Here is a 7,211-nt window from a genome sequence, read left to right as displayed (position 1 = left end):
CTTGGCGGGAGCGGCCTTCTTAGCTGCTGCTGCCTTCTTGGCAGGAGCGGCCTTCTTGGCTGCTGCTGGCTTTGCAGCTACAGCCTTCTTCGCGGGAGCTGCCTTCTTTGCAGCGGGTTTTTTCGCAGTTGCCATCATGTTCTCCTTGAGTCAATTTGCAAAGAGCACTTCGTGTCTACAGTGGACATGAAGCGATCCATGGAGATGGGTCTTGGCCCATCTCCATGAACACGGGAACGCCCTGCACGGCAACGCGCTTGGGCGTTGTCCGTGCAGGGCGTGGTGTGGGGATCCATGGCGTGCGTGCACCTGCGAGGTCAGTCCCAGGACAATGCGCCACCCGACTGGTACTCGATGACGCGCGTCTCGAAGAAGTTGCGTTCCTTCTTCAGGTCGATCATCTCGCTCATCCAGGGGAATGGATTTTCTTCGTTGGGGAACAGCGTCTCCAGGCCGATCTGGGTGGCGCGGCGGTTGGCGATGTAGCGCAGGTAACCCTTGAACATCGATGCGTTCATGCCCAGCACGCCACGCGGCATGGTGTCTTCGGCATAGCGGTACTCGAGCTCCACGGCCTTCATGAACAGGGCCTTGATCTCGGCCTTGAACTCCGCCGTCCACAGGTGCGGGTTCTCCAGCTTGAGCTGGTTGATCAGGTCGATGCCGAAGTTGCAGTGCATGGACTCGTCGCGCAGGATGTACTGGTACTGCTCGGCGGCGCCGGTCATCTTGTTCTGGCGGCCCAGCGCCAGGATCTGCGTGAAGCCGACGTAGAAGAACAGGCCTTCCATCAGGCAGGCGAAGACGATCAGCGACTTGAGCAGCGTCTGGTCGGTCTCGAAGGTGCCGGTGTGGAAGTTGGGGTCCATGATCGCCTCGATGAAGGGGATCAGGAACTCGTCCTTGTCGCGGATCGAGGGCACTTCCAGGTAGGCGCTGAAGATCTCGCCTTCATCGAGGCCGAGCGACTCCACGATGTACTGGTAGGCGTGCGTGTGGATCGCTTCCTCGAAGGCCTGGCGCAGCAGGAACTGGCGGCATTCCGGCGCGGTGATGTGGCGGTAGGTGCCCAGCACGATGTTGTTGGCGGCCAGCGAGTCGGCGGTCACGAAGAAGCCGAGGTTGCGCTTGATGATGCGGCGCTCGTCATCGGTCAGGCCGTTGGGGTCCTTCCACAACGCGATGTCGCGCGTCATGTTCACTTCCTGCGGCATCCAGTGGTTGGCGCAGGTGGCGAGGTACTTCTCCCAGGCCCACTTGTACTTGAACGGCACCAACTGGTTGACGTCGGTCTGGCCGTTGATGATGCGCTTGTCGGCAGCGTTCACGCGGCGGTGCGTGGGGGCTGCGGCAGGTGTTGTCTGTGCGTTTGCGGATGCGGTCATCGACGCGTGCACGGCCTGCAGGGAAGGGGTCTGGAAAGACACGGGCGACTGTTCCGCCGGGTGGCTTTTGCTCAGTCCACCGTCCAGTTGATTTTGCGATGAGGGCTTGACTTCTTCGTCCCAGGACAACATAGATTTTCCAGTGTTCGGATTATGAAAGCAGTGCTGCAAAAAGGAAAGCACCGCAGCGTTGCGCAGCAACGTTTTGTTGCTTCACAGCACCGAAGCGGCGTGCATGGGTCCTCATGCACGCCGCTTCACGAGGCCTTACTGGCAGGCCTCGCAGGTTGGATCATCGATGGCGCAGAACTTGATGTCGGTGGCAGGCAGTGCCGCGGCCTGCGCGGCAGCGGCTGCAGCAGCCACTTCCATCGGGCTGGGCTTGGCGGGTGCAGCCTGCGCTGCGCCGGCATCGCTGCCCGACGACACGGAGTTGAGCTGGCGCGTGTTCACCGTGCTCATCTCCACGTGCGTGGCGCTCTGCGTGCGCAGGTAATAGGTGGTCTTCAGGCCACGCACCCAGGCCAGCTTGTAGGTGTCGTCGAGCTTCTTGCCAGAGGCGCCGGCCATGTAGATGTTCAGGCTCTGGGCCTGGTCGATCCACTTCTGGCGGCGCGATGCGGCCTCCACCAGCCATTCCGGTGCGACTTCGAAGGCCGTGGAGTACAGGGCCTTGATGTCCTGGGGCACGCGGTCGATGGGGTGCAGCGAGCCCTTGAAGTGCTTGAGGTCCATGATCATCACGTCATCCCACAGACCCAGGCGCTTGAGGTCGCGCACCAGGCCGCCGTTGATCACGGTGAACTCGCCCGACAGGTTGGACTTGACCGACAGGTTGCCGAACGAAGGCTCGATCGATGCGTCCACGCCGATGATGTTGGAGATGGTCGCGGTGGGGGCGATGGCGACGCAGTTGGAGTTGCGCATGCCATCCTGTGCGATCTTCTTGCGCAGGGCATCCCAGTCGAGGGTCGCCGAGCGGTCCACTTCCACATAGCCGCCGCGGGCCTTGGCCAGCATGTCCAGCGTATCCAGGGGCAGGATGCCCTGGTCCCACAGCGAGCCCTTGTAGCTCGTGTACTGGCCGCGTTCGCGGGCCAGCTCGGTCGAGGCCCAGTAGGCGTAATAGCAGATGGCTTCCATCGACTTGTCGGCGAACTCCACGGCCGCCTGCGAGGCGTAGGGGATGCGCAGCGCGTACAGGCTGTCCTGGAAGGCCATCAGGCCGAGGCCCACGGGGCGGTGGCGCAGGTTGGAATCGCGCGCCTTGTTGACGGCGTAGTAGTTGATGTCGATCACGTTGTCCAGCATGCGCATGGCCACCGTGATGGTCTTCTTGAGCTTCTCGTGGTCGAGCTGGCCGTCCTTCAAGTGCTGCAGCAGGTTCACGGAACCCAGGTTGCAGACCGCGGTTTCGGTGTCGCTGGTGTTCAGCGTGATTTCGGTGCACAGGTTGGACGAGTGCACCACGCCGGCGTGCTGCTGGGGCGAGCGCACGTTGCAGGCATCCTTGAAGGTGATCCAGGGATGGCCGGTCTCGAACAGCATGGTCAGCATCTTGCGCCACATGTCGGTGGCCTGCACCGTCTTGGCGGGCTTGATCTCGCCGCGCGCAGCCTTTTCTTCGTAGGCCACGTAGGCCTTCTCGAACTCGGCGCCGAACAGGTCGTGCAGGTCGGGCACGTTGGAAGGCGAGAACAGGGTCCAGGTGCCCTTTTCCATCACGCGGCGCATGAACAGGTCGGGGATCCAGTTGGCCGTGTTCATGTCGTGCGTGCGGCGGCGGTCGTCGCCGGTGTTCTTGCGCAGTTCCAGGAACTCCTCGATGTCCAGGTGCCAGGTCTCCAGGTAGGTGCAGACCGCGCCCTTGCGCTTGCCGCCCTGGTTCACGGCCACGGCCGTGTCGTTGACCACCTTGAGGAAGGGCACCACGCCCTGCGACTCGCCGTTCGTGCCCTTGATGTGCGAGCCCAGGGCGCGCACGCGCGTCCAGTCGTTGCCCAGGCCGCCGGCAAACTTGGACAGCAGGGCGTTTTCCTTGATCGACTCGTAGATGCCGTCCAGGTCGTCGGGCACGGTGGTCAGGTAGCACGAGGACAGCTGCGAGCGCAGCGTGCCGCTGTTGAACAGCGTGGGCGTGCTGGACATGAAGTCGAAGCTGGAGAGCACTTCGTAGAACTCGATGGCACGGGCTTCACGGTCGGTTTCATTGAGCGACAGGCCCATGGCCACGCGCATGAAGAAGCACTGGGGCAGCTCGATGCGGGTCTTGCGCACGTGCAGGAAGTAGCGGTCGTACAGGGTCTGCAGGCCCAGGTAGTCGAATTGCAGGTCGCGGTCGGCCTTGAGGGCGGCGCCCAGGCGGACCAGGTCGAACTTGAGCAGGCGCTCGTCCAGCAGCTCGTTGTCCACGCCCTTCTGGATGAACTGCGGGAAGTAGTCCACATAGCTCTGGCCCATTTCGGCCTGGGTGACCTCGCGGCCAAGCACTTCGCGCACGATGGTGTGCAGCAGCAGGCGCGCGGTGGCGTAGGTGTAGTCGGGGTCCTTCTCGATCAGCGTGCGGGCCGCCAGGATCGAGGCCTTGTAGACCTCGTCCATGGGCACTCCGTCGTACAGGTTGCGCATGGTCTCGGCCACGATGGGCTGGGCCGACACGTCGGCACCCAGGTTCACGCAGGCCGACTCGATCAGGCCCTGCAGGCGGGCCAGGTCCAGCACCACACGCTTGTCGCCGTCCAGCACATGCAGTGCGGGGGCGGCCTGGGCTTCCTGTTCGACGTGGCGGGCGCGCTCCTGGGTGCGGCTCTCGCGGTACAGCACGTAGGCGCGTGCCACCTCATGGTGGCCGCCGCGCATCAGCACCAGTTCCACCTGGTCCTGCACGTCTTCGATGTGGAAGGTGCCGCCACCAGGCCGCGAGCGCGCCAGGGCGCGGGCGACGTTCTGGGTCAGCGTGTCCACCACTTCGCGCACGCTGGCCGACGCGGCGCCCTGGGTGCCGTGCACTGCCAGAAACGCCTTCATCATCGCCACGGCAATCTTCTGCGGCTCGAACGGGACCACCGCGCCATTGCGGCGGATGATCTGGTAGTGGGCGAACGTATTGTTCGCGCCCTCCGGTGCAGAAGCCGCCTCGGGCGCATCCGTGGATGCGGGGCGGGTGGTGGACGAAGGCGTGTTCAAAGCAGCGTGCATGGATGTCCTCTTTTTGGGTGCTGTCTGGGATGTGCGGGCGGTGTTCGGTGCCGCCGGGGAGAGAAGCGATGCGCCAGCTTCTCGTCTGGCGCACACTATATATGGTGTGTCGATTGGCTTCAAGACACTACCGGTAGTGTACCGTCAGCGAGGGCGTCGAAATCCGAAACAGCATGTTTCCCGGGGCATGGCACAGGCATGCGGACCCGCCGCGAGCACACGGCACACCGCAGCGATGGGGGTGAAAACCGCGCAGCGGCGCGTGATGCAGCCGGGTTTTGCGCGCCAGACCGCATGCGCTCTGGCGAGGCCCGCATGTGCATCGGCACAAAAAAATATTTGCCTTGACAGGCCGTCCCTGCGCTGCGCGCAACACGGTGATGGCTCCATGGAGCTGCTTGCGGCAGCGCTGGGCCTGTCTAACTATCCATCCGACTATCGATGGCCCTGTCGGTTCTCGTGCAATGCCGCCCGGGTCGCTTCTGGAAAGCGCTCGGCGGGCCAGCCCAGGGCCTGCTGCATGCCAGGCCAGTCGAAGCCGGCACCCGGGTCGTGCTTGCGCCCCGGCGCAATGTGCTCGTGTCCGGCCAGATGGGCCACCGGATAACGCTGCGCGATGTCACGGCACAGCCAGGCCAGGGTGGCGTACTGGGCAGGCTCGAAGCGTTCGCCCTCCAGGCCTTCGAGCTCGATGCCGATGGAGTCGTCGTTGCACTGCATGCGCCCCCGGTAGGCCGAAGGCCCTGCATGCCAGGCGCGCTGGTCGCAGTCCACGAACTGCCAGAGCGCCCCGGTGCGGTCGATGAAGAAGTGCGCGGACACCTGAAGGCCGCGGATGCCCTGGTAGTAGGGGTGCGCATCCCAGTCGAGCGTGTTGGTGAACAGCTGGCGCACGCCCGGGCCCCCGTACTCGCCCGGGGGCAGGCTGATGGAATGCACCACGATCAGGTCGATCTGCGCCGCTGGCGGACGGGGGCCGAAGTTGGGCGAGAGGTGGCGCACGGCCGAGCGGTGCCAGCCTTGCTCCCAGGAGGAGCCGCCGGCGCCGGCCTGGTCAGCCGGCTTCGTCATGGGCATCCTGGTCATTGGGCACCGCGATGTTCAGGCGCGCGATGCGGTAGCGGATCTGGCGCAGGCTGATGCCCAGGCGCGCCGCCGTGGCCGTGCGGTTGAAGCCCGCCTCGCGCAGCGCGCGCACCAGGATGTCGCGCTCCTGCTGGTCCAGCCAGGCCTGCAGGTCGCTGGGCAGGGGCGTGCTGGCGCCGGGCATCGCCGGGTTGGAGGCAGGGAGGGCCGGTGCCTCGTCGGCATCGCGGGCCTGCGCAGCGGCCAGGGGCGCGAGGGCCGCGGTGTCCGGCAGCGGCGTGGGCTCCGCAAGGTCGGTGGCGGCAGCCGCCGCCGCTGCGCCGACCGCGGCGGGGGCCACGCCGTCCACGTGCAGTTCGTCCCCCTCGCTCAGGGCCACGGCGCGGTGCAGCAGGTTCTCAAGCTCGCGCACATTGCCGGTCAGCGGGTGGGCGGCAATCGCCTGTATCGCGTGCTCGGTGAGGGCCGGCACGGGCATGCCCGACTCCTGTGCGATGCGCGCGAGCAGGGCCCGGCACAGGGCCGGCAGGTCTTCGCGCCGCTCGCGCAGCGGCGGGATCACGACCTCGATCACATTGAGGCGGTAGTACAGGTCCTGGCGGAAGCGGCCGGACTGCACGTCGGCTGCCAGGTCGCGGTGCGTGGCGCTCACGATGCGCACATCCACCGTCTCCTCCTGCGTGGAGCCGAGGGCGCGCACGCTGCGCTCCTGGATCGCGCGCAGCAGCTTCGATTGCATGGCCAGCGGCAGGTCGCCGATCTCGTCGAGGAACAGCGTGCCCCCGCGCGCCGCCTGGAAGTAGCCGTCCCGGTCCTGGCTGGCGCCGGTGTAGGAGCCCTTGCGCGCGCCGAAGAACTCGGCCTCGAGCAGGTTCTCGGGAATGGCGCCACAGTTCACGGCCACCCAGGGGCCGTCTGCGCGCTGGCTGCTGGCGTGCAGGGCCTGGGCGACCAGTTCCTTGCCGGTGCCCGACTCGCCGTGGATTAGCACCGGCGCCATGCCGCGCGCGACCTTGGCCACGCGCTGCTTGACGTTGCGCATGGCGGCCGATTCGCCCACCAGCCGGTCCAGCGCCGAGGAGGAGGCCTGGGCATCGACCGCGCCGCCGCCACCCCCTGCGCGCCCGCCCGGCGTGCGCGCCGCGCGCGGCGCGGGCACGCCCCCTGTGCCCTGGATGGCCGAGGCCACGACCGAGCGGAACTGCTTCAAGTCCACCGGCTTGGTCAGGTAGTCGAAGGCCCCGGAGCGCAAGGCTTCCACCGCATTCTCTGCAGACCCATAGGCCGTCATCACCACGCAGCGCTCCTTGCGTTGCTGCTCGCGCAGGTCCTGCAGCAGCTCCATGCCGAAGCCGTCGGGCAGGCGCATGTCGGTGATCACGGCGTCGAAACGCTGGGCCCTGAGCTGCTCGCGTGCCTCCTGCACGCTGGCAGCCGTCTCCACGCGGTAGCCCTCGCGCAGCAGCGTGAGTTCATAAAGCGTGCGCAGATCGGGCTCGTCGTCCACGACAAGGATGGAGGCAGCAGGAGCATTCATGGGAG

At 66.0% G+C, this 7,211-nt stretch carries 4 protein-coding genes; all 4 read right to left on the bottom strand.

The features are described from left to right. Nucleotides 1-317: 317 nt before the first annotated feature. On the bottom strand, nt 318-1,517 hold the full coding sequence (locus AC07X5_RS07655) for a ribonucleotide-diphosphate reductase subunit beta (protein ID WP_409954754.1): 1,200 nt from the start codon (nt 1,515-1,517) through the stop codon (nt 318-320). A 135-nt stretch (nt 1,518-1,652) separates the two neighbouring features. Next, the gene (locus AC07X5_RS07650) at nt 1,653-4,583 is read right to left on the bottom strand and encodes a ribonucleoside-diphosphate reductase subunit alpha (protein ID WP_494769642.1); all 2,931 of its coding nucleotides are present in this window, start codon (nt 4,581-4,583) and stop codon (nt 1,653-1,655) included. A gap of 435 nt (nt 4,584-5,018) precedes the next feature. Beyond that, the gene (ampD, locus tag AC07X5_RS07645) at nt 5,019-5,654 is read right to left on the bottom strand and encodes a 1,6-anhydro-N-acetylmuramyl-L-alanine amidase AmpD (protein ID WP_494769641.1); all 636 of its coding nucleotides are present in this window, start codon (nt 5,652-5,654) and stop codon (nt 5,019-5,021) included. Then, complete coding sequence (locus tag AC07X5_RS07640; RefSeq protein WP_494769640.1) at nt 5,638-7,206, bottom strand: sigma-54-dependent transcriptional regulator; 1,569 nt, start codon at nt 7,204-7,206, stop codon at nt 5,638-5,640. Before AC07X5_RS07640 ends, ampD begins: the two co-directional genes overlap by 17 nt. Nucleotides 7,207-7,211: the final 5 nt, after the last annotated feature.

Source organism: Acidovorax sp. GW458-11-26-14-TSB4, from assembly GCF_059423865.1.
The sequence above is the reverse complement of the archived record's forward strand: the minus strand, read 5'-3'. Positions and strand labels throughout refer to the sequence as shown.

Coding starts and splice junctions, on each gene's coding strand:
- AC07X5_RS07655 (WP_409954754.1), bottom strand. CDS start 1,517: ATGTTGTCCTGGGACGAAGAAGTCAAGCCCTCATCGCAAAATCAACTG.
- AC07X5_RS07650 (WP_494769642.1), bottom strand. CDS start 4,583: ATGCACGCTGCTTTGAACACGCCTTCGTCCACCACCCGCCCCGCATCC.
- ampD (WP_494769641.1), bottom strand. CDS start 5,654: ATGACGAAGCCGGCTGACCAGGCCGGCGCCGGCGGCTCCTCCTGGGAG.
- AC07X5_RS07640 (WP_494769640.1), bottom strand. CDS start 7,206: ATGAATGCTCCTGCTGCCTCCATCCTTGTCGTGGACGACGAGCCCGAT.